This window comes from Lactobacillus panisapium, from assembly GCF_019469265.1.
Taxonomy (GTDB): Bacteria; Bacillota; Bacilli; order Lactobacillales; family Lactobacillaceae; genus Lactobacillus; species Lactobacillus panisapium.
In genome coordinates, this window is sequence record NZ_CP048268.1 from 270,955 (window position 1) to 296,331 (window position 25,377).

Sequence of the window (25,377 nt, forward strand, 5' to 3'; positions counted from 1 at the left end):
TTTAGCAGTTTTATCAAGTCGGAAGGGTACTTTAGCCTTTATATAGCAAGATGTTTACTAGTCTTCCCACTTGCATAAAGTATATCCCTGATTAATTGCCTGTTGCAGCGTCATTTTCGTAATGTTGCCGTTAGCTGGCCGCAGGCCACGGCAATTAGGACTAAAGTGATACCTTCTTCCAGATGTAGGAGCAACATATACGGTTCGACTGTGATGGTCACTTGCGGCAGCTTGCTCTTTTTGAGCTTTTTGCTGCTTGCGTTGCTGTTGTCTGCGCTGCTTTTTTTGTAATTTAAGTTGTTTTTGCTTTTGCTGTCTGATAGCGGCTAGACGCTTTTGCTCAGCTTTTTGTCGTTGTTTTCTTTGCCGCTTTTGAGCATCTAACCGTTGCTGCTTCTTGCGTTCACGTTGCTTTTTTGCGGCTAATTGCTTTAGCCTTTTTGTTTGCTCTTTTTTCTTAGCAGCTAGTTGCTTACTTTTGGTTTTGGAAGCAGCCGTACTTTTTTGTTTGACTTGAGCAGATCGTGGCTCGGCTGGGTGGCTAGCAGCAGATTCAGAACTGCTCCTGAAAATATTAGCCGTCAAGATTACGATGACTGTTAATATCCAGAACCACCACTTCTTATAAAATGGTTTGTTAGTTTGCATAATTTACTCCCCTTTTAGATAACTGAAACCATTTTAAATAATCAAACCAGATATAGAAAATAATGTTGTGAAAATTCACTCATAAAATAATTACTTAGACCAATTATCCAAAATAAACGGGTAATTGGTCTTTTGGTGCAAGAAATTGTAAAAAGCTGCAGTTTGCTTAGTGCAGTCACTTACATTGGATTGCAGTTATTATCTAATTGAAAAGAGGAAAGCAGGTGAGAAAACCTTGTTATATCACGAATATTTGCTATTAAAAATATTGTTAAATTCAAACTCACTGTTGGGAATCGATCAGATTGTTGCCCAGCTTGAAACTACTAAAAGAACAGCTTATTCGGTAATTAATGGCGTAAATGTTTGGCTTGAAACACATGGCCTTGATCCGTTAATGGTTGTGCGTACTCATGGCTATTATATTCAGCCAGCTGAAATTAAAAAGGTTAAATCGTGGCTTAGTTGGGATTTGGAAAATGGCAAGATTAAGTTGCCACCACCTGCGCGAATTGCGGTAATTGAATTCACTTTGCTATGCAAAAAAAATCCGGTCACGTTGCAATACTTAAATGATTTAAATGGGGTAACAACTAGAACAACTCGTAGTGATCTTGCACAAGTTAAAGCAGAAATTGAAAAAAGAAACTTAACCCTAAGCCTGCATGAGCATGGCTACCAAATAACTGGCTTAGAAGAGGAAAGCAGAAAATTCGCTGTCCAAAAGCTAGCCAATATTCAGGACACAATCGTTTATGACAAAATCGCGGGGTATCTTGACTTGGATACTAAGGATAAGCTGCAAATTGAGCAAATGCTCTTAAGTTTGGAACAAAATTCGGGCTGCTATTTAACGGATGAATCAATTTTTCAAGTAAAAGAATATATTTGCTTTGCCATAACTAGGTACCGGCAGGGACACTATTTAACACCAATTGGCCAAACAAAACGGCAGCTGGCGGATGAATCTAGTGAAACCAGTACTGCTGTTAGAAGTCTGTTGTCGCACTTGGGCGTTTCAGACCAACATTTACAGGCTGAAAGTCAACTACTGTTGAAAATTATTGATTCTAGGCAGATTAGCAAGACCAGTAAAAAAATTAGTTCACAAAAAATATCACAGATAGCAACAGAGATTATTAGAAACTTCTCGGTTATTTCCGGAATTGATTTAGTTAATAGTTCGAATTTACAAAAAGCACTGACAACGCATTTGATTGCAGCCAAAAGACGGGTCGAAGATAATGTGCAATTTTTAAATTCGAGTCTGATTAACGTTAAAAGCAAGTATCCGGAGATTTATTTTTTAACTAAAAAAGCTGTTTATCCTTTTGAACAATATCTAAATCAGTCACTGACTACAGATGAAATTGAACTGATTGCCATCTATTTTGGCGGTGAAATTGAGTTGCGCAATCATCTAGCCGATCAAGAAGCGCGTAAAAAAGTAGTGCTTGTCTGTGGTAGTGGAGTTGGCACATCGCGTTTGTTGAAAATTCAGTTGGAACAGTTATTTCCAAAGCAGCTGCAGATTAGCGTTGTTACCAAACAAGATTACGAGGAACTTGCCAGTCTTAATGCAGATGTAGTAATTGCGACCTTGCCTGTAACCAGCAAGGGACCACCAATTATTAATATTAATCGCATTTTAACGGATTATGATTTACAGACGATAAAGCAATCTTTGCTGGCACAGCCTGTTGATTCTGCTACTTTGCATAATTCGCCAGCAGTAAAGACAACGCAAGTGTTGGATATTGTGAGCGAGTTTGCCCAAGTTAAGGATTTTCCCGGCCTTACAACTGCGTTACAGAGCTATTTTGCTAAACGCGGTAAACCGGTTAAGAAAAAGCAGCCTTTTTTACCTAGTCTTAGTGAACTGTTGCCATCAAACCGAATTGTTTTCACGACTAAGCGGTGCACGTGGCCAGAAGCCGTTGAACTTGCTGGTAAATTATTGCAGCGCGATCAAGTTATAGACGGACAATATGTGACTAAAATGCGGCAGCAAATCGATCGGTATGGACCCTATATGCGAATTATGGATGACGTAATGCTGCTTCACGCCAAACCGGATCAACCATGTAAGTATTCGCGCCCGGGGATGAGCTTAGTTTGCTTTAAGTACCCGGTTGATTTTGGCCAACAAGTTAAAGCCAAATATGTGTTTAGTTTATATGCACCGGCGGGCCAATCGCACTTAAAGGCATTAACGCAATTGACGGAAATTTTTTCTAAGCAAAAATTATTAGAGCAATTTAGAAATTCAAGAACAGCAGCCGAGTTAGAGCGCTTGTTCAGTACAGTTATGAAAGGAGATGAGAAAGTAAGTGACGCCGCTAATAATGCCGGAGCTAGTTCAACTGAATGTTGATGCCAAAGACTGGCGGGATGCTATTTACCAATCGGGTGCCCCACTTGTTAAAAAGCACTTGATTACTAAAAATTATTTGGATAGTGTCATTAAAATTGCCGAAGAAACCGGACCATATATTGTTTTTATGCCTCATGTGGCGTTGTCACATGCCAAAACGGAAGATGGCGCACTGGGAGATGGCATTGGGTTAACGGTTTTGAGAAATCCCGTCCTGTTTGGTAATAAAAGCAACGATCCAGTTAAATATATTTTTACTTTAAGTTCGCTTAAGCCTGATGGCCACCTAGAGCAAATGGCTCGGTTAGTTAATCTGCTATCCAAGAAGGACTTTTTTCAAAGAGTAGCACAAGCAACTACTGTGCAAGAAATTATTAAAGTTATAGATGATATTGAAGGAGAAAAATAAGATGAAAAAAGCAATTATTACGTGTCGTGCAGGCATGGGTACAAGTACAATGCTAACGGTTCAGGTAAAAAACGTTGCTAAGAAAAATAATTGGGAGCTGGAAGTTAATCACACCAGTCTTGATGGCGTTGGCAGCTTTAATGGCGACTTTATTATTGCCTTGAGCGATGTCGCGGATGATCTCCGGGCCAAAAGAAAAGATATTCCAATTGTGGGGATTAAAAACATGATGGATCAAGATGAAATCACCCAAAAATTGGCACCGTTAATGGAAAGTTAGAGAGGTGGTATTGAATGTTAAATTTTATTATTAGTTTTCTGAGTCAACCGGCCGTATTACTAGGTTGTGTGGCGTTTATCGGTCTAGTTGCACAAAAAGACAAGGATTGGACAGATGTAACTAAAGGAACAGCTAAAACCGTAATTGGTTTTTTAATCTTTGGTATTGGTTCAAGTACATTAACTGGCGTTCTGCAGAATTTTAATGTTCTCTTTCAATCAGCGTTTCATATCCACGGCTTGATTGCATCACCTGAAGCCGCAACTGCGGCGGCGCAGACTAAGTACGGCTTTGTAGTTGCCTTAATTTTAATTTTGGGCTTTGCAATGAATATCGTGTTTGCCCGAATTACGCCGTTTAAAAACATTTTCTTCACGGGCCAGCACAGCTTATATTTTGCTTGTGTTTTAGGACTGGTTTTGAAGTTTAGCGGACTCAGCAACACTTGGGCAATCATTATTGGAGGCATTATCTTAGGACTTTGTGCCAGTGCCTTACCAGAGCTTTGCCAGCCGTTTATGCGAAAAATAACGGGTAATGATAATCAAGCGATTGGTCATTACAACATGTTTGGTTACGCCTTGTCAGGAGCAATTGGCTTATTATTTAAAAAACATCAAGATGAAACTACTGAAAACTTTAAGTTACCGAAGTCATTATCAATTTTTAAAGACTTTTTGATGGGGCTGGCAATCGTAATGCTTATCCTATTTTATTTTTCGGCTTTAGTTGCTGGCCCGGTAGTAACTGGAAAATTGGCAGGACCTGTTGATTGGCTTGTTTATCCGTTTATTCAGGCGATGACCTTCACGGCAGGAATGGGCGTATTAATGTATGGTGTCGGCATGTTCTTAGAGGAAATCACCAATGCGTTCGTAGCGATTTCAACTAAATTTATCCCCGGCTCGCGGCCAGCGCTTGATGTCCCAACTGTTTTCCCATTTGTCCCAACCGCTGTTTTGATTGGCTTTGTTAGCTCATATGCAGCTGGATTAGTTGCAATCGGAATTATGGTTCTTTTGCACAGTCCGATTATTATTATTCCGGCAGCACATATTTGCTTTTTCTCTGGCGGAACTGCTGCTATCTTTGGCAATTCAACTGGTGGCTGGCGTGGCGCCATTGCAGGTTCGTTCGTAGTTGGGCTGCTATTAGCTTTTCTGCCGTTAATTTTAGTTCCCGTCTTTCAGCAGATGGGAATTAATAGCTCAACATTTCCAAACATCGACTATAATATCGTCGGCTCGCTGCTCCACGGCATTTTACAGTTAGTTCATTAGAGGTGCTTAAATGTTACAAAAAAATAGTTATGTTCAGCAAATTAGCGACTTAAATATTATGGCCGTAGTAAGAGACACCCCTGAAGAAACATTAAGAATTGCGCAAGCTTGTTTAAAAGGAGGCGTAAAAGCAATTGAAGTCAGTTTTACGGTGTCAACTGCTTTACGGTCTTTGACAAAAATCAGTGATGAATTGCCGGAAATGGTTGCTTGTGCCGGCACGGTATTAGATGCGGCAACCGCCCGTTTAGCTATTCTTAGTGGGGCAAAACTAATTCTGTCTCCGGCTTTTAGTCAGGAAGTAGCTGAAGTGTGCAATTTGTACCAAGTTCCTTATGCTCCGGGATGCAACAGCATGACTGAAATTACCACAGCTTTACGTGCCGGTGCTTCTTTTATCAAAGTATTCCCCGGTTCGGCTCTAGGTGGGACTAAAGAAATAACGACAATTAAAACACCGATTCCGTTTATGCCGCTTCTTGTTTCTGGGGGAGCCACACTAGCTAATTATCGGGACTTCTTGCTTGCTGGAGCTGACTGTGTAAGTTTTGGCTCAGCTTTAACAGGTGACTCTGAAAAAATAACCAAAAATGCACTGTTGCTAAATAAGACATTGAGCAATTTTCGAATAGACAAGAGGTAAAAATGGATATTATTACTAATATTTGTGCTGTGGTTAATGATGAAGCAACAGCTTTAAAGCAAGTTGAAGCAAGCATCAGGCATAATAATGAAGATTATCTAGAACTAGTTAAGCAAATTATTGCCTTAAACGGGCGACTGATATTTACCGGTGTGGGTAAGTCTGGTCATATTGGACGAAAATTAGCGGCAACATTTGCGAGCATGGGAACACCAGCATTTTTTGTTCATGCCACTGAGGCAATGCACGGTGATTTAGGCATGATTACCCCTAATGACCTAGTAATTGCTATTTCAAATTCTGGTGAAACAAAAGAAACAACCACTGTCATTGCGCCAATTCACAGAATAGGTGCAAAGGTGGCCGCTTTAACTGGTAATAAAAACTCGTTACTGGCACGGGAATGCGACTATTTAATATTAGTTCATGTTGCGCGAGAGGCAGATCAGTACAATTTGGCGCCAACCAATAGCTCAACAGCCGCTTTAGCCGTAGGCGATGCTATTGCGTTAACAGTTGCCAAGGCTAAAGGCTTTTCCGAAAAGGATTTTGGGATGTTGCACCCTGGTGGCAGTTTAGGTAAGCGATTGGTTCAAGAAGGCGTAATTAAGTAAAGCAGGAGGTAATAATGTTTAAAGGAATTATCACACCAATTGTCACGCCGTTTAACCGTGATCAAGAACAGTCGCTTAATTATCCAGCGGCCCAAAAGCTAACCGATTACCTAATAAAGGCTGGTGTTAGCGGGATTTTCGCATTAGGAACAAACGGTGAATTTCATGTTTTGTCACGGCAAGAAAAAATTGCATTTACAAGTAAAATTGTTCAATTTGTTAATCATCGTGTTCCTGTTTTTGCAGGAGCAGGTGCTTGTTCAACGCATGAAGCCATTAGGCTTGCAACAGAAATGGCGCAAATTGGCGTTGACGCTTTATCTGTAATTAGTCCGTATTTTATCAGGCCAAGTGCTAAGGAATTAATAGGTTATTATCAAGAGATTGCAGCAAGTGTTGATCTGCCAATTATTTTGTACAATATACCGCAAAACACTGGGTACAATCTTCCAGTTAGTGTAGTTAAAGAATTGGCGAAAAGTGAGAATATCGTTGGTATTAAAGACAGTAGCGGTGATTTAGAGCTGCTTAAACAATACCAAAGTATTGCCTGCGCAGCGGATTTTCAAGTATTAATTGGTTCTGATTCAAAAATTTCAGATGCTTATCATTACGGCGTGCGAGCTGCAATTGCAGGCACAAGCAACCTACTTCCGCAGACTTTAGTTGCTTTGGACCACGCCTTAAATGAGCAAAGGCAAGAAAAAGCGCAGGAATTGCAAGAGAGTATTTCTGTTTTGCGTGCGGCACTTAAATTGGGGACGGTACCGGCTGTTTTGAAAAGAGCACTAGAACTAGCCCAAATTGCGGAGGTTGGTCCTGCCCGAAAACCGGTAACGGAAACTACTCCCCAAGTTGATGACCAAATAATTGCAATGCTTAAGTTTTATCACCTATATTAATGAATACAGTTAATAAAAAATCATCTTGCAAAAACTATTTTATTGTATTATTGTATTGCATTGATACTGATGAAAATATCTGTATCTAGCAACTATAATAATGGTATGGGGTGATTTTATGGAGTTAGGGCCAATATCAGAGTGGGTAACTGCAGTAGCAGAGATTGCTGCTGTCTGTGTAGCACTTTTTTTACCAGTTTATGATAAGAAGAAAGAAAAAAATAAGAGAACACGTAATATGAAGGCGATTTTTGGTTATTTAATCAAAAAAGCCTTGGATGAACATGATACCTCTAACTTGGAATCTTACTTTAAAATTGGTTATTTAATTATCGATAGTGACGATGATAAGCAGGTTTATTCAATGGTTCAACATGCGATTGAGATTTTGAAGAACGAAGATATTCCGCAAGATAAGAAGAAACGTGATATTACAAAGGTGTTGGAATATTTAAAACACTAGATAAAGTAAAAATTCACTTAGTTCGTATAACTAGGTGAATTTTTTAATAGTAAGTATTTTGCTTTTGGATAAATAATTAGCCAAAAACGCTTGAGCCATATTTTTAGCTTGATTATCTTTTTAAGCTTGCTTTATTAAGCATAAAGCCTTATGTTTTTAGTAAAAGTTAACTATTCATAGCACAAAAATTGTTGGTAAATGAAATATAGCAATTTAGTTCAATGCTGATTTTTAAACCAAAGTGGGGTGAAAGCTAATGCAAGCCGGGCAACAACTATTCATAAACATTTTTCAAGCTGGCCAATTAGTTTTAATAATTGGCGTAGTAATTGCAGCTTTTTACGTTAAAACACATGAGCGAGAAATCTATAGTAGGCCAAGGCTCTATCCTAAAAAGGTTGAACTATTCTTATCTTGTATACCTTTTTTAGTTCCATGGGCTGCGTTAATTGGTTACTTTATTTTTCCACTAAAAGCTGATTTTTCTGTTTACGTCAAGCATGTACTAGATGTTTGGCCATTAATCATACTCTGCATAATTTGGACACTAATTATGGTTTTAGCAATCCATCATGATTTGAAACTACGGAAAAAATATGGCGGTGACCCATAACCAGTAGGAGATAAATAAAAAAGAATCTGAGATTTACTACCGAAATATCTTTTAACTAAAAGCAGAAATCCTATTAAATCAAGGTTTAGCAATACCGAAATTTAATAGGATTTTTTGGCTTAGAAAAGTTTTTGCTCAGATTCTTTTTTGTTTATAACTGAACTTGGACTACCTGAACACCAGCTTTGATGAACTCCGTAATTGTTTGACTCGGTGTAAAAGAGTCGGTAATTAGTAAATCAATGTCTTCTGCGTGACCAATGGTGAAGTTCGAAAACTGACCAAATTTGCTGTAGTCTGCAACCACAATTAGCTTGCGTGAATGCTTAATAATTGCCTGGTTAACTTTGGCTTCTTCGATGAAGGGAGTTGAGATGCCATGCTCGAGACTTAATCCGGCGCAACCAATAATTGCCCAGTCGGCGTAAATTTTTAGGAACGGATCAACTGCTAGATCACCGCTCATAATCATTTTGCGACTGATGTTGCCGCCACTAAGGATAATTTTGCTGTTGCTGTTACGCATATCGAGATTGCCAGCATAGCCATTGTTGGTCAGAATATTGACGTCTTTTTGCAATAAATAAGGAATTGCTTCGAAAGCAGTTGTACTTGAATTAATGAAAACCCAGTTATGTTTTTCGATGTGACCCGCTGCTTCTTCACCGAGTCGTTTTTTGATGTAACTGACAGAATCGGTAAAAGGCACTTCTTCAGGTTTGACCAGCGAAACCGTCCCTTTATCCTGAATGATTTTGCCTTGATTAGCTAAATTACTACAATCTCGCCGCACAGTCATGATTGATACGCCCAGTTTTTGACAAAGTTCATCTAAGGAGATGTTTTTTTGATGATTGAGCAAGTCAATTATTTTTTTGCGCCGATTTTTGATTACTTGATATGAATTTTTCATTTTGAGCTACCTATAACCTCTTGAATAACACTTGTTGATTATGAAAAATATCATAAAACCAATTAATTATCAATAAATATTGATGTTTTTTGCTAAAACACCATATAAAACATTATTTATCATTTAATATGGTTGAAAGCGTTATCAGATTAAAATATAATTACCATGAAAACAAGCTTAAAGGAAAAATTTTAGGAGGAAAACATGACAAATCCAACGAATATCAATCAAGTTACACCAGAAGTCTTTGCGGAAAATAATTTTCCAGAATGGGGCACTTTTTTAAATGAACAAATTGCAGCTAAAAAGGTCCCTGCAAAATCATTTGCAATCTGGTGGCTAGGCTGTATGGGTACTTGGCTTAAGACACACGAAGGAACAAATATTGCGATTGACATGTGGAACGGTACCGGTAAACACACTCATGGTGACGGTAAAATGCGCAAGGGTCACCAAATGATGCGGATGACTGGTGGCGAGGCAATGCAACCAAATCTTCGTAATAAACCTTATGTCATTGATCCATTTGCAATTAGAGATTTAGACGCACTTTGCGTGACGCATACACACCATGACCATTTGGATATTTATACTGCAGCTTGCGTTAACAAGTTTTGTCCGAACGCTAAATTTATTGGCCCGCAAGGCGTTGCCGATGAGTGGGAAGAATGGGGTGTTCCCGCTGAAAAAATTACGGTCGTCAAGCCCGGTGATGAAGTTAAGGTTGGTTCCGTAACAATTAAGGCTTTAGAAGCATTTGACCGGACTGAACTGGTAACAGAAGATGACCCTAACGTAAAGCTTGCCGGTACTAAACCAATCGAAATGGCTAAAGTTGCCGTTAACTATTTAGTTGAAACTTCAGGCGGCAATGTCTACCACTCAGGTGACTCACACTATTCCAACACATTTGTTAAGCATGGTAATGAAAATAAAATTGATGTTGCTTTATGCGCATATGGTGAGAACCCACGCGGTATTACCGATAAGTTGGATGATTCCCAAGTTTTAAGAATGGCTGAAGCACTTAATACAAAGGTTATCATTCCAATGCACTATGACATTTGGAGTAATTTTTACAGTGACCCAAAGGATATTTTAGCTCTTTGGGATCGGAAGAGATACCGCTTACAATATCAATTTAAGCCATATATTTGGCAAGTCGGTGGTGAATTTAACTTCCCACAAGATAAGGACAAGTTTGAATACATGTATGATAGAGGATTCCATGATGCCTTTAAGAATGATCCTGATTTGCCATTCCCAGAGTTATTATAATTCACTTTTTGGTTAATTATCTGGTAGGAGGAATCATGTTACGTTATTTTTTTGAAAATCATCTGATTAATATCAGTCAAAAGCATCCCCAAAATTGGCAAGAAGCCATCAGAGTCTCCGGGGAAGTAATGAAGGCAAATAACCTTGTTACCGATAAATATATTGATCAGGTTATAGAAGATGTCAAGCAATATGGGCCATATATTGTAATTGTACCCGGAGTTGCAATGCCCCATTCACAAGCTGATAGTTCTGGGGTTTTAGGGACTGGTATTGGTCTAACGATTTTTGAACAACCGGTTTCCTTCGACCAAAATGATCCAGAAAAAGACGCTCAGTTGTTCTTTATGCTAGCTGCCAAAGATAATGCTACCCATATGAAAAATATTGCTAATTTATCTAACTTACTAATGGAAGATGGCATGATTGAAGACCTGTGTCACGTCAAAAATCTTACCGATTACCAACAAGTCATGGCTAAGCATGACGAAAGTAAAGAAAAGAGCAGGTAAAGAAAATGCAAAATATTTTGAATGTCTTACTAGCTATTTGGAGTTACTTCGCCACGAACGTATTAAATCAACCAGCCTTTATGATTGGTTTTATCGTTTTGATTGGTTATATCTTAGAGCACAAAAAGTGGTACGAAGTATTATCAGGCTTTTTAAAGGCAACTGTTGGGTATTTCATCTTAGCTGCGGGATCAGGCGGGTTAGTTAATACTTTCCGTCCCATCTTAGTCGGCTTAAAAGACCGTTTCCACCTCAGCGCCATGATTATTGACCCTTATTTTGGTCAAAATGCGGTTAACGCGGGAATCATGCAGCGCTTTGGCCGGTCATTTGCGGATACAATGCTGCTATTATTATTTGCTTACATTATCAATATTTTATTGGTGCGATTTTCTAAATACACTAAATTACGGGCGGTTTTTACGACCGGTAATGTCCAAGTTCAACAGGCAGCAACAGCGTTTTGGTTAATTTTATTCTGTTTTCCAAAACTGAACCGCTTTTCAATTTTAGCAATTATGAGTTTAATTCTTGGCCTTTACTGGGCTGTTGGTTCCAATTTAACCGTTGGTATTACGCAGGAACTAACTGATGGTGCGGGTTTTGCCGTTGCGCACCAGCAAATGTTCGGAATATATTTCTTCGCTAAATTATCAGAGATTATTGAAAAGCACGCGCTAAAGAAAAACCAAAACAAAAATAAACGGCTTGAAGATATTAAATTGCCAAGTTTCATGTCAATCTTTAATGACAACATGGTTTCAACTTCTATCTTAATGTTGATTTTTATTGGTGCAATTCTGGTAGTCTTAGGACCTGATTATTTAATCAAAGCGCACTTTATGCAAAAAGGGCAAAGTTTCATTTTCTACATCTTACAGACTGCTCTACAATTTTCCGTTTATCTTGCAATCTTACAGCTCGGCGTTAGAACTTTCGTTAATGAACTAACGGAATCCTTTACCGGTATTTCTGACAGATGGCTACCTGGGGCAGTTCCTGGTATCGATGTTGCTGCAACACTAGGTTTTGGTTCCCAAAATGCACAAACCATTGGTTTTATGTTTGGTGCACTAGGTCAGTTTACGATGATTATTTTGTTGTTAATTTTCCACTCACCAACCTTAGTCATTGCTGGCTTCATTCCGTTGTTCTTTGACAACGCTGCTATCGGCTTGTATTCCAATAATCGTGGCGGCTATAAATGTGCAATGATCATGCCGTTTATTTCCGGCCTGATTCAAGTTGCCGGCTCGGCATTAATTGCTACCTGGGTTGGCATGGCTAAATATGGTGGTTACCTTGGCATGTTCGACTGGGCAACAGTTTGGCCATTCTTCACTGTCGTCATGAAATACTTGGGCTACTTCGGTGTCGCACTCATTATTATCATGCTTTTGGCAATACCACAGTTGCAATACCGGGCAGATCCAGAAGGGTACTTCTTGATTACCGAAGATTATCCAGAATGGCAAAAATTAAATGATAAAGAAAATAATTAGAAAGGAAAGATTTAGTTATGAAGATTTTAACTGCATGTGCAAATGGTTCTGGAACAAGTTTGATGTTACTCAGAACAGTAAAAAAGACGATGGAAAAATTGGGTTACCAAATTACACAGGCTGATCACACTTCAATTTCAGAGGCAAAGGGAATTGCCCGCAACTATGATGTTGTTTTTACCTCCGTCCCATTCATTAAGATGTTTGATGAGGTAAAAAAGCGCGGTGGAGAAGTAATTGGCATTAAAAATGTTATTTCCGCTAAAGAGGTAGAAGACAAAATTAATGCTTCAGACATTCCAGCTAAGTTTAAAAAAGATTAGGAGCAAAAAATGAATTTACCAATGATGCAAGTAGCATTGGATTGTAACGATACGGCCCAGGCAATCAATGTTTTACGCCAAGTAGAAGATCAAATCGATGTCGTTGAGGCGGGAACAATTTTAATTTACCGCGACGGAATGAGTGCCGTTAAGAACTTACGGGCAATGGCTCCAGATAAGATTGTTTTAGCCGATGTTAAATGTGCCGATGCCGGGACAAAATGTGGTGTATCTTGTCGTGAAGCAGGGGCAGACTGGATAACCTGCATTAATGCCGCAACAGTCCCTACAATGAGTAATGCCCAAAAGGAAATTGAGGTTCAGGTTGAGCTTTATGAGGGCTGGGATAATAAGGACAGAATGCAAGAATGGCTTGATCACGGCATCCACCAAGTGGTTTACCACCAAAGTCGCGACGCCAAATTTGCTGGTCAAAAGTGGTCTGAGCAAGACGTTGAGAACGTCAAGAATTTAATTGCAATGGGCTTCAAGGTCTCCGTCACTGGCGGTGTGCATCCTGAGATTCTGCAACTATTTAAAGGTGTTCCCGTTTATACTTTTATTGCTGGCCGGGCAATTACTGGTGCTGATGATCCTCATGCTGTCAGCAAGCAGTTTAAGGACGAAATTAAGCGAATCTGGGGCTAACTGATAAAGGGGAGCAATGAATAATCATTGGCGCCTCTTTTTTGTTAGGTCACTAAAAATTATTTAGGAGTAGAAAATGACCGTTAATTCACTAGGTATTTATGAAAAAGCTCTGCCACAAGATCTAACTTGGCAAGAAACATTTGAACTCACCCATGAACTGGGCTTTAATTTTTACGAATTTTCCGTTGATGAAAGTGATGAGCGCTTGGCCCGGCTTGACTGGAGCCACGAGGAACGCAGCCACATGCGCAGCTTAATGTGGCAAACAGGGATGCGGATCAACAACTTAATGCTGTCTGGGCACCGCCGCTTTCCACTGGGGTCAAAGGATCCTGCTGTCCGGCAAAAGTCTGTGCAGATGCTGGCCAAAGCCGTCGACCTATGCGTTGATTTAGGCATTCACAATATTCAGATGGCCGGCTATGACGTCTATTATGAGGACAAAAGCGCCTTATCGCGCGAATTATACGTTGAAAATCTAACTAAGTGTGTGCACCTAGCAGCTAAAAAGAACGTGATGCTATCGATTGAAACCATGGATGACCCGTTTATTAATAACCTGGCCAAAATCAGTCATTATCATGACCTGGTCAAAAGCCCGTGGCTGCAGGCTTACCCTGACTTGGGCAATCTAAGCGCCTGGCCTGAAAACGATGTCCCGGTAGAACTAGAAAACTACATTGACACCATTTGCGCAATCCACTTAAAGGACAGTAAACCGGTAACGGCCACTTCCAAGGGACAGTTCAAGAACGTGCCTTTTGGTGACGGCTGTGTTGACTTTGCCGGCCTGCTGCGGCTGCTTGTCCGGTTAAACTATAGTGGCAGTTTTACCATTGAGATGTGGTCTGGTGATAATGGCGATGAACAGGCAGTGGAGGAAGTCAAGGCTGCCAAAGCCTTTTTCGATCAAATTTTTGCTCAAGTAGGGATTGAGCAGGAAGCAATTTAAGTAAGAGAGGAGCCAAAGATGCTCGAACAATTAAAACAAGAAGTCTATGAGGCCAACATGCAGCTACCTAAGCTGGATCTAGTCACCTTTACCTGGGGCAATGTTTCTGGCATTGACCACAAGCAGGGATTATTCGTTATTAAACCTTCTGGGGTGCCATACGAAGAACTGACGCCTGAGGATTTGGTTGTGGTTAACTTAAAGGGCGAAGTGGTGGAAGGCAGCCGCAACCCGTCGAGCGACACGCCGACGCATACATATCTGTATAATCATTTTCCTAAGATTGGCGGAATCGTCCACACGCATTCGCCCTGGGCGGTAGCCTTTGCGGCGGCACAAATGGACATTCCGGCACTAAACACGACGCATGCAGATACCTTTTATACCGATGTCCCGGCCGCTGATGCTCTGACTAAAGCCGAAATCGAAGAAGACTATGAGGGTAACACTGGTAAGACGATTGTGCGCACCTTCAAAGAGCGCCACCTCAATTATGAAGCAACGCCGGGCTGTTTGGTCAGTCAGCACGGTCCGTTTACTTGGGGTGAAACTGCTGCTAAGGCGGTTTATAATGCAAAAGTCTTAGAAGTGGTGGCTGAGGAGGATTACCACACCTTGCAGTTAACGCGGGCAAACAGCCACTTGCCGCAATATCTGCTAGATAAGCATTACTACCGCAAGCATGGTAAAAATGCGTATTACGGGCAGGACAATGCACAATCACAGACGCATGCTAAACGAAAATAAGGTAAATTAAAACGGCTTTAAATAAAGCCGTTTTTCATTTAGAATTTAGTTTCTTTGATATCGTCTTCTGGGCGATGTTCTTGAATACGAATAATTTGCCAAGGCAAGTTGCTACTAGTAATTTCTACTAAGTCAATGGTCAACGCGTTATCTTGGAACGTGAATGCAGGTTCACACCGATTTTCAATCATTTCAACGCGGTTAGGCGCCACTGTTAGACCAGACACAATCACTTGTTTTGGCAAAGGCTTGTTGACAAAAACGTATTTTTGATAATGTAAATGACGATTTTGGAGAACAAAGCCCGAATCTGCGGTAAGATTGCATGGCTGGCTATCATTAAACGCGTGGCCAAAAATATGCATCCAGTTATTAACCGTGGTGAGTACCTCTTTTGTTGCAGAACTAATTGCATTTTTTTCAGCAACCTCGACATTAATAAAAGAGCTTTGCCCAATTTTGCGGTTAGCAACAAGTTTGTCGATGACATCGTCACTTGTTGCATCAATGCCATCACGACCATCAACGAGTGCAACCGTGTACTTAGCACAAGCAAGTTTAAATTCATCCTGCAGCTGATTAGTGGCAACTGCCCGTGCACCGATATCGCGCGCTGTTTTAACTAAAAAATCGGTGTCTACATCTTTCGTGCTTTTTAGTTTAAAATTTAAGATGATTGCAAAATCAGGATTCATTAATTCTCTCTCCTCAAAACATATTACTAAATAAGTTTAACCCAAAAGGTGGTAAATACGAAAGATGAAAATTATTATCTCACCAGCAATGAAGATGAAAGTCGACCGTGATTCATTTCCGGCTCGCTCACACCCTCAGTTTCTTAAACAGGCAAAAGAACTGGCGGCTTTTTTGCAGCAATGCAGTTTTACGCAGTTACAAGCAATCTGGCAATCAAGCGAGCGGACGACTAAAGAAGGACAAGAGCAAATCAAGCAGCTTAACCTAGCTAAAACGGACAACTTAACACCAGCAATTATTTCTTATTCTGGGATTCAGTATCAGTATATGGCACCCGACTTGTTTTCAGCGCAAGCACTTAATTATGTCCAAGAAAATGTGCGCATCTTATCTGGCTTATACGGTGTTTTACGACCATTTGACGGTGTTTGGCCTTACCGCTTAGAAATGAAGAACAAGGCGACAGGTTTTACCGAACCAAATTTGTACCACTATTGGGGTGAAAAACTAGCAGATAATCTTTTTGGTGAGGATCATATTTTGATTAATTTAGCCTCTAAGGAATATTCCAAAAATATCGCGCCTTATGTAACAAAAACGCGGCGAATGATTACTATCGACTTTCAGGAATTCGTCAAGGGTAAGTGGAAAACCGTTGGGGTTCATGCCAAGATGGCCCGAGGAGAAATGGTTCGTTTTGCTGCAGAACACCAATTAACTGAGCCAGAGGAATTACAGAAATTTAATGATTTTGGTTTTCAATATATTGCCCAAGAAAGCACCACAGATAATTATGTCTTTCAAACTGAGTTTGATTTCAAACGGCGATAGTAATTTACTTATTGGGATAGCATAGACAACGTAAGAAATGAGGTTAATCATGGAAATAGTTTTTGTACGTCACGGCCAGACCGACTTAAACAAAACGAGAAAAATTCAGGGAGCACTTTTTGATCATGATCTTGATCATGAAGGACGCGTATATGCCGAAAAGGCAGCCGCTAATTTTGATCCTTCAAGCTTCGATCTTGTTTTTTCTAGTCCGATGAAAAGGGCAGTCACAACGGCAAAAATTTTTACTAAAGGCCAAAAAGAAATCAGATTAGATAAAAGATTAATGGAGTTTAATTTTGGTGAATGGGATGGCCAATATTTAACTGAATTGGGTAAAAAATATCCCGATGCTATTGACCCATGGGGTAAAGCAGCTGCTAATTATGTTAAATATGCACCAAATGGCGAAACTTTTGCTGAATTAAACGAGCGCTGTGGTGATTTTTTAGCTGATTTACACCAAAATTACCCGGATAAAAAGATTCTGGTTGTGTGCCATGGTACTTTAATCAGAATGATGTTCGCTCATTGCTTTACTGATGGTGATATTAATGCCTTTGAAACAATGGCTAACTGCGCTCTAGCCAAGATTTCAGTTCGTGAGAATATTTTCCGGACTAATTATTATAATCGCGTATTAGTTCTATAATTCAGCTAAAAGCCGCAAAGTCGCGGCTTTTTTATTTGCTTATGGCAATAATTAGGCTGCATATTTTTGCAAAAGTTCATTTACTTGACGATTAGGTTTAGTAATTGTATTCTGTTATCAAAGTGACACGGTGTCACTTTGGCGAAAAAGAGGTGTGCTCATGGTTAAGACTACTTTTATTAATTTACCGCAAGAGAAGAAGGAGCGGATTGAGCAGGCGCTCCTTCATGAATTCAGCAATCATTCGCTTCCCAAGGCACAGGTTGCGCGAATTGTGAAGGAAGCGGACATTGCTCGTGGTGCTTTTTACAAATATTTTGCTGATTTAACTGATGCTTACCAATACATCTACCAGCGTGCGTTAAAGCAGATTCATGCTGAGATTAAGCTTTCAGAGCAGTACGATCCGCAAATGTTTTATCAAAGCGTTGTTACTTTTCTTGAGCAAACTTTGTGCAGTAAGTATGCCAAAATGGTTAAAATGCATGTGTTGTATAACGAAAGCTTAGTTAAGCAGCCATTCGCAAGCGAGAAATTAGTAAAACTTAGCGCGCAAAACTGGAGTGCAATGATGCTTAGCCATGCGGCAATTAGGGAAATTTTGGCAAACCCTACTTTAAAAAGTGCCATCCTTGCCCAACTGCAAGCGGGCTTGTTACTGTTAAAAAAGGAGACTAAATAGTGTTTTTAGCAATTAAAGAAATCAAAAGGGAAAAATTGCGTTATGGCCTAATCATTTTGATGATTTTTCTAATCAGCTACTTGATTTTTGTTCTATCGTCCCTTGCTCTCGGCTTAGCAAGCGAGAACACACAGGCAATTGAATCATGGAATGCTAAGCAAGTAGTGCTAAATAAAAATGCTAATGTAAGCATGAGCCAATCTGTTTTAAATAAGGATGACTTAAAAAAGGCTAAGATTGGAAAAGACGAGGCGTTACTTGGGCAAACGCCCGTGGTGGTAAAAAGCAAACAGCGAAGCCAAGTTTCCGCTCAGTTCATTGGCGTTAAGAAAAGCCAGTTCATTTACCATGATCAGGAATTAATTGCTGGAAGAAAAGCAAGCAAAGCTCATGAAGTAGTTGTTGATCAGGCTTTTAAAGTTAAGGGCTACAAAATTGGTGATCAATTAGAACTCAACGGAATGAAGCAAAAGTATCAGATTGTGGGCTTTGTTCAAAACGCCAAGATTAACATTGCTCCGATTATCTACGGAACACTCACCAGTTGGAAAACCTTACGGCAAGGGATGCCAAATATGCGTGCTTCCGCAATTATTTCCCGCAATGCCAACTACCGCTATAACGATGGCAATAGCAAGACATATCCGATCAAGCAATTTATTAATAAATTGCCAGGGTATACAGCACAAAATATGACTTTTCAATTAATGATTGGATTTTTGTTTATTATTTCACTAATTATTATTGCGGTCTTTTTATACATCTTAACTATGCAAAAAATGCATAATTTTGCTGTTATGCGCGCACAAGGAATTCCTAGTGGAACCCTGGTTTGGTCAACGGTTAGTCAGGCTATTATTCTCGTTGGAATCGGAGTAATTATCGGCTTGCTAGCAATGCTGTTAACGGCTAAAGTTTTACCAGCGGCAGTTCCAATGAGTTTTACGCCAACTATTATGCTCAGCGGCACTTTAGGCATGCTTTTAACAGGCATTATTGGCAGTTTAATTCCAATCAGATCAATCTTAAAAGTAGATCCAGCAAAAGCAATAGGTGAATAAGATGACAGTCATTGAATTACAAAATGTCCAAAAGATTTACGGTAAGGGCGCTGCACAAGTTCAGGCCCTAAAAGATATTAATTTCAAGGCCAATGAAGGTGAAGTTGTTTTGATCATGGGACCTTCTGGGGCTGGGAAAAGTACTTTTTTAACTATTGCAGGTTCACTGCAAAAGCCAACAACTGGCAAGGTTTTTATTAGTGGCAAGGATATTGCTAATATTTCGACTAAGCAGAGTAACTCTTTGCGCTTAAACCAGATTGGCTTTGTTCTGCAAGCTTATAACTTGGTTCCTTTTTTGACCATTCAAGAACAGTTCGAACTGGTCGATCACGTTAAAAAGCAGGGCAATATTACAAAAGAAACACTGCAGCAATTGCTTGATAAACTGGGGATTACCAGCTTAGTAAGTAAATATCCGGGTGAATTATCGGGTGGTCAGCAGCAGCGAGCAGCAATTGCCCGCGCACTGTATGCTAACCCGCAAATCTTACTAGCAGATGAACCAACGGCATCACTTGATAGCGCGAAAGTTGGTGAAGTTGGGCAATTATTTAAGGATTTGGCTAAGAGCTATCATAAGGCAGTAATCCTAGTTACCCATGATCCGCGTCTGGAAAAATATGCAGACCATATTTATGAGATGATGGATGGCGAAATGACAAAAAAACAATAGTTCTTAAATTAATATATTCTTTCAAATAATCTGAAATATAATTATTGGATACGCAATTTTAGTAAAATCTAAAATTGCGTATTTTTTCTTCCTAATTACTGAATACTAGGAATAGCAATGGGTTTAATAACGAGGGTAATTTTTTTGCTGGATACAAGTTACTATTTTAAGTGTAAAAAAAACACATTGTTCTTGACAAAACTGATTTAAATTTACTATTCTAATTAATAGATAATTAATTGTTATTTTATAAAACCATATATTCGCTAAATTGCAGCGAACTAAAAAATCTAATTTGCTTTTAAAAAAATTGTTTGAAATATCTAAAAAAATAATTTTTTATCAAAAATAACAAAAAATTATTAACCATGATGTGTTTTTGTATTGTGGTATGAAAAGCTTACTAGGTTAACACTTCAGTTAATCTAGTAGGATTGGATATGAAAATTACACGGAATTATTTGATAGTTGAGGTTTCAAAATGAGTGAAATACCAGAAGATAAAGCGATAGAAATATCGACAGATTATGAAAATCAAAGTATTAATATGCGCTTTTCTGAGAATTTAACGGATGATCGTGAGCGGGGCTACATTTTGTCTGCTGCTTTCTTTTCTTTCTGTGCATCTCAGGGATTGAGTAAAGATGAAATCAAAGATATGGTTTCATCATATTATGATGAGTTTTTGGATAATTAAAGCTAGCAGTTATTGAAAGCTAGTATTGCTTTACCCTAATCACATATTGCGATGAGTAAAATGCTGAAGTTAATCAAGGGAAGACCAAAATGGCGAGAAAAAAAGAAATTGGAAGAAATAAAATTTTAAATATTGCCTATCGAATGGTTGTTAAAGATGGTATTGAGAGTCTTACTGCACGAAATATTGCGAAGGCGGGACACTTTTCAACGCAGCCTTTATATCTTGAATTCAACAGTATGGATGAACTGCGAACAGAAGTTTTGCGCAAAATTGCAGAGAACTTGAAGAGCAATATCTTGCAAAAAAAGTATACGGGTAAACCCATGATTGACATGGATTTATCATATATCGACTTTGCTAAAGAGCATGAAAATCTGTTTCGGGCCATGTTTGTTGATGGCAAGTTTGGCAGTAAAATAATTTCTGATACCTTAATAAATCTCGGAATTGCCAAGTTTAAGGAGCAATATAAGGATACGAAGCATCCGGACGAGAAGATTATGAACATCGTTATTGCTAATTGGATTACCACCATTGGCATCGCCTCTTTACTTGTTAACGGGATTGCCAACTTCTCGCAAACGCAGATAGTTAATGTCTTGTCAGCTCAAATCAATGATGCAATTTTAAATGATTGGTTGAGTGAATCTAGCACAGTTTCTTTGTTTGAAACTGATAATAAGGAAAATAAAAAGAAGGGTAAAAAGTAAAACCCCGATTAGGAAAAGCGGCTTAACTGCCGTTTTTTTGCTACTTGAAATTTAAAAAAGCAAAATCATGATTTAAGCCACAAAAATATAGATATGATATAATTGTCAAAGAAATTAGTTTCTGAAAGGTGGTTTTTATGAAAATCCTTGCATTATCTGGCTCAAATGCCAATAATTCGTTTAATGAGGCATTGCTTAAGTTTATTGCTAAGCAATTTGCTGACAAATATGACTTTAAACTAGCAACTGTTAAGGGATTGCCAATGTTTAAAGAAGGCGAAGACGCTCCTGAGTCCGTCCAAACCTTGAGTAAAGAAATTGAGGATGCTGATTTAGTATTAATCGGTTCTCCTGAACAACAACACTCGGTAACTAGTGCTTTGAGTAGCGCCTTAGAATGGCTTTCATGCACTTCACACCCATTTAAGGGCAAGCCAGTTGCTATTGTTTCAACTTCACCAATGCCTCAGGGTGGTTCTCGTTCACAAAGCCGTTTAAAGAGTCTTATGACTGCACCAGGCTTTAGTGCAAAGATCTTTAATGGTGATGAATTTATGATGGGTACTGCACCGAAGCAATTTGATGAAAATGGTGACTTAACTGATAAGTCTTCTGTTGAATTCTTAGGTCACTTCTTCGATGAAGTTGATGATTGGTACGCACAAGTTACTAAGTAGGAGGACCAAGAATGAAGATTTTAGCAATTGTTGGTACAAATGCCGCTTTCTCATACAATCGCTTTTTAGCACAATTTATTGCAAAGCGTTACGGTGACAAGGCAGATATTGAAGTAAAAGAAATCGATAAATTGACACCTTTCTGCAGAACAGAAATGGCTGATGATTCAATTAAAGCTTGGATCGAAGACATTAAGAGTGCGGATGGTATCGTTATTACTACACCAGAATATGATCACACAATTCCAGCTGCATTAAAGAGTAGTCTTGAATGGTTGGGTTCACATGCTGGTCCTAACGTAATGAAGATGAAGCCTGTTGCAGTAGCAGGTACTTCTTACGGTAGTCAAGGTACTGGTCGTGCTCAAGAAGATATCCGTGAAATTTTACTTTCACCTGATATGAGTGCTAATGTTTTGCCAGGTAACGAAGTTTTAATTGGTCAAGCCCCAAGCAAGTTTGACAAGGAAACTGGTGAATTAACTGACGACGCAACCATCAAGCAATTAGATGGCATGATGGACAACTTCTTTAAGTTCGTTGAACAAGCTAATAAATAATCTTTTGCTAGTTTGACTAGCAGAGAGTAAAATAACCGGATAGGATTAACTATCCGGTTATTTTTGGTTAGAAGGGAAATTCTTATGTCTGATCCAGTAGTTTTACCAATCAAATCTGTGCGCAATCCACGTGATATCGGTGGATATACGGGTCTTTTGGGACGTAAAGTAAAAAAGCATCGCTTACTGAGAACTGGTAATATGAGTAAGATTGTACCCAGTGACGAACAGTTTTTAGTGGACTACGGTTTAAAGCAGATTATTGATTTACGTTCACCGGCTGAATGCAAGCAAAACCCTGACCAAGCAATTGCTGGAGTAAAACATTATAGTTGCCCACTTTCAGTTGAAGACAATACTGGTGGAAACGGTCTTGATATGCAAAAGGAGTTCGCAGAATATCGACGTGATCAGTATGCGGGCTTTCGGATGATGTGTCGGCGTTATCATAATCATATTTTGACTGAAACTGCACAGCATAGTTTTCACCATATTATTGAACTAATTGCACAAGAAGATGATGGTGCAACGCTTTATCATTGTTCCGAAGGCAAGGATCGCACCGGCCTAGTTACCGTGATCTTATTATACATTTTGGGCGTTGATCTGGAAGTAATCAGGCAGGACTACCTGTATTCAAATTATCTGCTAAATGATTACCGGGCAAGCCGTGATCGGCAATTTAAAAAAGCGGGTGAAAATGACCGCTTTCGCGCTAATATGCGTGTATTAGGTTCAGTTGCCAATGCCTTTTTTGACACTAGCTTAATTACTGTTAATGAAAATTATGGCAGTCTTGATTCTTATATTGTTAATGAACTTGCAATTGATCAGGATCTGCAAGAAACGATTAGAGAAAAGTATTTGGAGAAATAGGAAAAACACACAAATGATTGAAAATTTAGCTTTAGAACAAGCAGTTGGACAGCATCACGCTTTAGGAACAGCGATTACTCTACAAATTTTTGGTACAACAGATGATACATTAATTAACGAGTCATTTGATTTAATTGATCACTACGAAGACCTGTTAACGGTAAACCGTGAGTATTCTGAAGTGATGGATATTAATCATGCTGCTGGCAAAAAGCCGGTTCAGGTCTCTAGTGCGGTTTATGATTTAGTTAAGCTAGCCGTAGAACAAAGTCGGGAAAACTTTGGCTTTAACGCCCTAATTGGTCCATTAGTCAAACTTTGGGCGATTGGCTTTAAAGGCGCACATGTACCAACTGACGAACAGATTAAAGCCAAAATGAAGTTAACGGATCCTTTCAGTGTTGACTTAGATGATGAAAATCAGACTGTTTTTCTACAAAAAGAAGGAATGGAACTTGACCTAGGCGGAATTGCCAAAGGCTGGATTGCCGATCGGATTCGTGATTTTTGGCGTGCTTATGGCGTACGCGCAGGAATTATTAATCTTGGTGGCAATATTTTATTAGTAGGCGATTCGCCTAAGCGAGCTAGTGGTCAATGGACTGTTGGTATTCAAGATCCTAAAAAGCCACGAGGTAAAAATATTTCTTCAGTCATGGTTTCCGCATGTTCTGCTGTTACTAGTGGGACTTATGAACGTTATTTAATTGTCGATGGTCATAAATACCATCACTTGATTGATCCACGAACTGGCTATCCAGTCGAAACGGATCTGGCCGGCGTGACAACATTTACTAAAAATTCGGTGCAAGCTGAAATTGAATGCAAGCGACTCTTTTTTGCGGGTCACCCAATTGCAAATTGGCATGATGATCCTGACCGCATTGGTGCAATTTTCGTTTATAACGATGAGCACGTTGAGTATGATAATTTTGAGCAATAAAAAGCGCTGATCCGTTTGTGACAAGCAGTAATTAAAAAAGCCGTAGCTAACTAGTAAGATTTAGCTACGACTTTTTTTGTTGGTCAATTCATTTAATTGTAATTGCTTTATGACAAAACTCTTGTTGAATTGTCGCTTTCTTTAGCCAAGCTTTTGCGCCATGGTCATAGTTCATGTTCTTACCGCCAGTGCCAGCACCGTCATTGGCAGAATAATACAGAGGATCGTAGACAAGAAACTTCCCTTTGCGGTAGCCGACAATTACCTTGCAGTGATTGCGGTGATTATCCCCAGGTTTTTGGTAAGAAGAAAAGCCGTAATACAAGACAGGACTGCCACCTTGAACATACATCTTGATATCGTTTAGGCTCAACTTTTTGCTTGAGATGTTGACTACCTTTTTTCCAGTCTTAAAAGTACGTGCATATTTTGCTAGCGCGCCCGGGCTGATTACATACCCAAAGCCAACACCAGTATAAACATTACCTTTTTGGCCACCTTTAGTGGGTTGCATTGGCAGATGGTTTTGAACTTTAGTTAAAAAGCTGGCAGTGATTTTTTGCCCTTGCGAACCTAAAAGCATTGCCATTGAAGCGCCCGCACACCCCCAAGGCGTTTTTACCGGAACATATTGGCTAACATATGGAACCTTAACAACTTTGGCTTGATTGGGTTTAGCGACAGCATTTTTGTTAATATAACCAAATGCTTTTTTTCCTTTTTGATTGAGCCAATAATAGTGGTGTCCGTTATGGGTGAATGTTTTGTTAACATTAAAGGTTTGATGAAAATACTTTGAGCTAGACTTTTTATTAGTGAAGTTACCCTGGTAAATGCCGTAATTCTTTTTGACAATTGCGACTTTAAAAGTTTTAACTTTTTTAGTCTGTGAAACTGCAGGATTAGCATCATTAACTGTGTTACTTGTACCAGGCTGCTTGGCCGTACCAATAGCAGGTTTAGTATCTTGATTTGCTGGCGTATTTATTACGGCACGAACATTTGTCGTTAAATTATTGCAATAAATTGGTGCCGTCAGTATAGCGGCGGCAGAAATCGTCATGACTTTTTTAAAAATATTTTTTGCTCCCACTTTATCCTCCGTATAAACAATTACTTAATTTTTTGTACCAAAATAGTTTACTACAACAACTAATAAAATAGCTAATCAAATTTTTAAAGTATATATGATTTGCTAACAACATGCTT

31 protein-coding genes are annotated in these 25,377 nt (G+C 39.2%); 27 read left to right on the forward strand and 4 right to left on the reverse strand.

All coding sequences use genetic code 11. The features are described from left to right. Positions 1–57 precede the first annotated feature (57 nt). Positions 58–648 carry a hypothetical protein gene (locus GYM71_RS01260; protein ID WP_220220618.1) on the reverse strand — a complete coding sequence of 197 codons (591 nt, stop codon included), beginning with the start codon at positions 646–648 and terminating at the stop codon, positions 58–60. Between the two features lie 235 nt (positions 649–883). Here GYM71_RS01260 and GYM71_RS01265 point away from each other — a divergent pair, with 235 nt between their 5' ends. From GYM71_RS01265 to GYM71_RS01305, 9 genes are all read left to right on the forward strand, one after another. Continuing rightward, on the forward strand, positions 884–3,022 hold the full coding sequence (locus GYM71_RS01265; protein ID WP_220220619.1) for a BglG family transcription antiterminator: 2,139 nt from the start codon (positions 884–886) through the stop codon (positions 3,020–3,022). Further along, positions 2,979–3,431, forward strand: coding sequence for a PTS sugar transporter subunit IIA (locus tag GYM71_RS01270; RefSeq protein WP_244986834.1), 453 nt, complete (start codon positions 2,979–2,981; stop codon positions 3,429–3,431). The genes GYM71_RS01265 and GYM71_RS01270 overlap by 44 nt, the downstream gene beginning before the upstream one ends. Position 3,432: 1 nt before the next feature. After that, positions 3,433–3,711 (forward strand): PTS sugar transporter subunit IIB, encoded by a 279-nt coding sequence (locus GYM71_RS01275; RefSeq protein ID WP_220220620.1) that lies wholly within the window; start codon positions 3,433–3,435, stop codon positions 3,709–3,711. A gap of 14 nt (positions 3,712–3,725) precedes the next feature. Next, positions 3,726–4,991, forward strand: a complete 1,266-nt coding sequence (locus tag GYM71_RS01280; protein WP_220220621.1) for a PTS ascorbate transporter subunit IIC — start codon at positions 3,726–3,728, stop codon at positions 4,989–4,991. Between the two features lie 10 nt (positions 4,992–5,001). Further along, positions 5,002–5,634, forward strand: coding sequence for a beta/alpha barrel domain-containing protein (locus GYM71_RS01285; RefSeq protein ID WP_220220622.1), 633 nt, complete (start codon positions 5,002–5,004; stop codon positions 5,632–5,634). Between the two features lie 2 nt (positions 5,635–5,636). Continuing rightward, complete coding sequence (locus GYM71_RS01290) at positions 5,637–6,248, forward strand: KpsF/GutQ family sugar-phosphate isomerase (protein ID WP_220220623.1); 612 nt, start codon at positions 5,637–5,639, stop codon at positions 6,246–6,248. A 14-nt stretch (positions 6,249–6,262) separates the two neighbouring features. Then, the gene (gene dapA / locus GYM71_RS01295) at positions 6,263–7,150 is read left to right on the forward strand and encodes a 4-hydroxy-tetrahydrodipicolinate synthase (RefSeq protein ID WP_220220624.1); all 888 of its coding nucleotides are present in this window, start codon (positions 6,263–6,265) and stop codon (positions 7,148–7,150) included. Between the two features lie 118 nt (positions 7,151–7,268). Further along, entirely contained in the window at positions 7,269–7,613 is a 345-nt protein-coding gene (locus tag GYM71_RS01300) for a hypothetical protein (protein WP_220220625.1), read from the forward strand. 256 nt (positions 7,614–7,869) lie between these two features. Then, positions 7,870–8,226, forward strand: coding sequence for a hypothetical protein (locus GYM71_RS01305; protein ID WP_220220626.1), 357 nt, complete (start codon positions 7,870–7,872; stop codon positions 8,224–8,226). A 151-nt stretch (positions 8,227–8,377) separates the two neighbouring features. Here the strand turns inward: GYM71_RS01305 and GYM71_RS01310 are convergent, their stop codons facing one another. Then, positions 8,378–9,139: a DeoR/GlpR family DNA-binding transcription regulator gene (locus GYM71_RS01310; RefSeq protein WP_220220627.1), complete on the reverse strand. Its 762-nt coding sequence runs from the start codon at positions 9,137–9,139 to the stop codon at positions 8,378–8,380. 204 nt (positions 9,140–9,343) lie between these two features. On the opposite strand from GYM71_RS01310, the gene ulaG reads away from it, so the two are divergent. From ulaG to GYM71_RS01345, 7 genes are all read left to right on the forward strand, one after another. Further along, complete coding sequence (gene ulaG / locus GYM71_RS01315) at positions 9,344–10,417, forward strand: L-ascorbate 6-phosphate lactonase (RefSeq protein WP_220220628.1); 1,074 nt, start codon at positions 9,344–9,346, stop codon at positions 10,415–10,417. A 35-nt stretch (positions 10,418–10,452) separates the two neighbouring features. Further along, positions 10,453–10,929: a PTS sugar transporter subunit IIA gene (locus GYM71_RS01320; RefSeq protein ID WP_220220629.1), complete on the forward strand. Its 477-nt coding sequence runs from the start codon at positions 10,453–10,455 to the stop codon at positions 10,927–10,929. Between the two features lie 5 nt (positions 10,930–10,934). Then, positions 10,935–12,431 (forward strand): PTS ascorbate transporter subunit IIC, encoded by a 1,497-nt coding sequence (locus GYM71_RS01325; protein WP_220220630.1) that lies wholly within the window; start codon positions 10,935–10,937, stop codon positions 12,429–12,431. A gap of 17 nt (positions 12,432–12,448) precedes the next feature. After that, positions 12,449–12,754: a PTS sugar transporter subunit IIB gene (locus GYM71_RS01330; protein ID WP_103752849.1), complete on the forward strand. Its 306-nt coding sequence runs from the start codon at positions 12,449–12,451 to the stop codon at positions 12,752–12,754. A 9-nt stretch (positions 12,755–12,763) separates the two neighbouring features. Then, positions 12,764–13,402 (forward strand): 3-dehydro-L-gulonate-6-phosphate decarboxylase, encoded by a 639-nt coding sequence (locus GYM71_RS01335; protein ID WP_220220631.1) that lies wholly within the window; start codon positions 12,764–12,766, stop codon positions 13,400–13,402. Positions 13,403–13,478: 76 nt separating this feature from the next. Beyond that, positions 13,479–14,357 carry an L-ribulose-5-phosphate 3-epimerase gene (locus tag GYM71_RS01340; RefSeq protein ID WP_220220632.1) on the forward strand — a complete coding sequence of 293 codons (879 nt, stop codon included), beginning with the start codon at positions 13,479–13,481 and terminating at the stop codon, positions 14,355–14,357. A gap of 18 nt (positions 14,358–14,375) precedes the next feature. Continuing rightward, positions 14,376–15,104, forward strand: coding sequence for an L-ribulose-5-phosphate 4-epimerase (locus tag GYM71_RS01345; protein WP_220220633.1), 729 nt, complete (start codon positions 14,376–14,378; stop codon positions 15,102–15,104). Positions 15,105–15,142: 38 nt separating this feature from the next. Here GYM71_RS01345 and GYM71_RS01350 read toward each other — a convergent pair whose 3' ends face one another. Then, a complete protein-coding gene (locus GYM71_RS01350) occupies positions 15,143–15,799 on the reverse strand; it encodes a hypothetical protein (protein WP_220220634.1) in 657 nt (218 codons plus the stop codon). Between the two features lie 64 nt (positions 15,800–15,863). Here GYM71_RS01350 and yaaA point away from each other — a divergent pair, with 64 nt between their 5' ends. The 11 genes from yaaA to GYM71_RS01405 all read left to right on the forward strand — a co-directional run bounded on the left by yaaA (position 15,864) and on the right by GYM71_RS01405 (position 24,168). Further along, positions 15,864–16,631: a peroxide stress protein YaaA gene (gene yaaA, locus GYM71_RS01355; protein WP_220220635.1), complete on the forward strand. Its 768-nt coding sequence runs from the start codon at positions 15,864–15,866 to the stop codon at positions 16,629–16,631. Positions 16,632–16,680: 49 nt separating this feature from the next. Next, entirely contained in the window at positions 16,681–17,283 is a 603-nt protein-coding gene (locus GYM71_RS01360) for a histidine phosphatase family protein (RefSeq protein ID WP_220220636.1), read from the forward strand. A gap of 160 nt (positions 17,284–17,443) precedes the next feature. Continuing rightward, positions 17,444–17,965 (forward strand): TetR/AcrR family transcriptional regulator, encoded by a 522-nt coding sequence (locus tag GYM71_RS01365; protein ID WP_220220637.1) that lies wholly within the window; start codon positions 17,444–17,446, stop codon positions 17,963–17,965. Continuing rightward, a complete protein-coding gene (locus GYM71_RS01370; protein WP_220220638.1) occupies positions 17,965–19,026 on the forward strand; it encodes an FtsX-like permease family protein in 1,062 nt (353 codons plus the stop codon). The genes GYM71_RS01365 and GYM71_RS01370 overlap by 1 nt, the downstream gene beginning before the upstream one ends. Before the next feature lies 1 nt (position 19,027). Next, positions 19,028–19,702 carry an ABC transporter ATP-binding protein gene (locus tag GYM71_RS01375; RefSeq protein ID WP_220220639.1) on the forward strand — a complete coding sequence of 225 codons (675 nt, stop codon included), beginning with the start codon at positions 19,028–19,030 and terminating at the stop codon, positions 19,700–19,702. Positions 19,703–20,183: 481 nt separating this feature from the next. Continuing rightward, positions 20,184–20,399: a hypothetical protein gene (locus GYM71_RS01380; RefSeq protein ID WP_220220640.1), complete on the forward strand. Its 216-nt coding sequence runs from the start codon at positions 20,184–20,186 to the stop codon at positions 20,397–20,399. An 89-nt stretch (positions 20,400–20,488) separates the two neighbouring features. Next, a complete protein-coding gene (locus GYM71_RS01385) occupies positions 20,489–21,112 on the forward strand; it encodes a TetR/AcrR family transcriptional regulator (protein ID WP_220220641.1) in 624 nt (207 codons plus the stop codon). A gap of 137 nt (positions 21,113–21,249) precedes the next feature. After that, positions 21,250–21,789: an NADPH-dependent FMN reductase gene (locus GYM71_RS01390; RefSeq protein WP_220220642.1), complete on the forward strand. Its 540-nt coding sequence runs from the start codon at positions 21,250–21,252 to the stop codon at positions 21,787–21,789. An 11-nt stretch (positions 21,790–21,800) separates the two neighbouring features. After that, positions 21,801–22,349: an NADPH-dependent FMN reductase gene (locus GYM71_RS01395; protein WP_103752862.1), complete on the forward strand. Its 549-nt coding sequence runs from the start codon at positions 21,801–21,803 to the stop codon at positions 22,347–22,349. A gap of 84 nt (positions 22,350–22,433) precedes the next feature. Continuing rightward, complete coding sequence (locus GYM71_RS01400) at positions 22,434–23,225, forward strand: tyrosine-protein phosphatase (RefSeq protein ID WP_103752863.1); 792 nt, start codon at positions 22,434–22,436, stop codon at positions 23,223–23,225. A gap of 13 nt (positions 23,226–23,238) precedes the next feature. Continuing rightward, positions 23,239–24,168 carry an FAD:protein FMN transferase gene (locus GYM71_RS01405; RefSeq protein ID WP_103752864.1) on the forward strand — a complete coding sequence of 310 codons (930 nt, stop codon included), beginning with the start codon at positions 23,239–23,241 and terminating at the stop codon, positions 24,166–24,168. 88 nt (positions 24,169–24,256) lie between these two features. Here GYM71_RS01405 and GYM71_RS01410 read toward each other — a convergent pair whose 3' ends face one another. Beyond that, a complete protein-coding gene (locus GYM71_RS01410) occupies positions 24,257–25,261 on the reverse strand; it encodes a C39 family peptidase (RefSeq protein ID WP_244986835.1) in 1,005 nt (334 codons plus the stop codon). Positions 25,262–25,377 lie beyond the last annotated feature (116 nt).